The following is a 1,336-nucleotide window of genomic DNA, read 5'->3' as shown; positions in this document are numbered from 1 at the left end:
TTCCAAGGGGGAGGATCGGGGGGCGTTCACGCCGCCTCCCGGGGCCGGGCCTTGCGGATGGAGCTGTCCAGGGCGCTGCGGATCGTGGCGCGGCACTCGGCAGGGGTCAGCCCTCGCCCCTCTCCCGCCCCTTGGAAGGCCTCCTCGACCACGTGCCGGGGGATGTCGCCCCACGCGACGAACCGCCCCACCTTGAAGGCGCAGCGGTTGAGCGTGGTGTTGCGCTGTTTGTCCGGCGCGGCGGCCACCACGGCGCACTCGGCTCGGAGTGCGGCCAGGGCCGCGCGGCTGCCGTCGACCGCAGGAAGTACCGGCGGCCCCACAGGGCGCGCGGGGGCGGGTTTCAGGACGGTGTGCAGCCAGTCGGGCAGAGGGGCCGCCCCACGGTCGCTCACGGCTTCGTACGCTCCGGTGTCGGTGGTGCTGCCCGCGGCGACCACGTAGCCGCCCCACGCCCGGGAGTCCACCAGCTCGCCGATGGTCCCGGCCGTGTTGCCCAACCGGGCCCCTGCGGGCGCGGTGAAGTACAGGTGCTCCCCACCACTGGCGGTTCGCACCCGGTAGGTATCCGGGACGGGTTGTCCGGCGCGCTCGCAGAGCGCCCGAAAGGTCGTCACGCCGCAAGGCGTGTCCGATCCGTTCTTCGGCCGATCCAGGTCGATGACGACCAGTGCGGCCGGGCCGGTGGCGATGCCGACGTTGAACGGGCGGATCGACCAGGCGGCGCGGATGCGCTCGGGGTCGGTGGTGGCGCGCTGTTCCCACTTCAGGTGCCCGGCCGCGCAGGGGCCGGTGCCGGGGCAGCGGTCCTCTCGGTGCAGGGCCGGGCGCTTGGTGCCCGGCCGCAGCGGGAAGACCGGCCAGCCGCGTTCGGCCGCCTCCACAGCGGCGTGCAGCAGCGCGGAACGGGGGTCATGGGTCATGCTGGGGGAACCTCCTTGGGTCTGTTGGTGACTGGGGAGTGAGGGCGGCCCGAGGCTTTGGCGAGACGCGGGCCGCTCTCGTGTTGGTGCGGTCAGTGGGTGTCTGGCAGCAGCTCGGCGACGGTGCCGCCCATGGCGGCCAGGCGGTGTTCGATGGCGGCCCAGGAGTCGGGGTCAATCGACATGAGGGCGGCGACGGCGGCGGCCTGGTCGCCGTTGCGGTGGGCGGTCAGGGCGTCGCGGAGTTCTCCGGCGGCCATGAGGGTGATGCGTTCGGAAGCGGGCACGGGGGGCTCCTGCTTGTCGCGTGTCTTGTCGTCCTGCTTGTCGTGCGCCTTGTCGCCTGTCTTGTCTTGTCGCTTGTCGCGTGCCTGGTCACAGGGGGTTTCCGGGTGTGTGGGGTCCTGTGGGGG

The 1,336-nt window shown here is 72.8% G+C and carries 2 protein-coding genes; both read right to left on the bottom strand.

Going from position 1 to position 1,336, the window contains the following annotated elements; all coding sequences use genetic code 11:
• Positions 1-26: 26 nt before the first annotated feature.
• A complete protein-coding gene (locus FNQ90_RS23425) occupies positions 27-923 on the bottom strand; it encodes a bifunctional DNA primase/polymerase (protein ID WP_182608176.1) in 897 nt (298 codons plus the stop codon).
• Between the two features lie 92 nt (positions 924-1,015).
• On the bottom strand, positions 1,016-1,336 hold a 321-nt coding region (locus FNQ90_RS27775), incomplete at its 5' end, for a hypothetical protein (protein ID WP_228471547.1).

The sequence above is a fragment of the Streptomyces alkaliphilus genome, from assembly GCF_014141535.1.
In the GTDB taxonomy this organism is placed as follows: domain Bacteria; phylum Actinomycetota; class Actinomycetes; order Streptomycetales; family Streptomycetaceae; genus Streptomyces; species Streptomyces alkaliphilus.
Note: the sequence above shows the minus strand (reverse complement) of the source record. Positions and strands in the feature narration are given on the sequence as shown.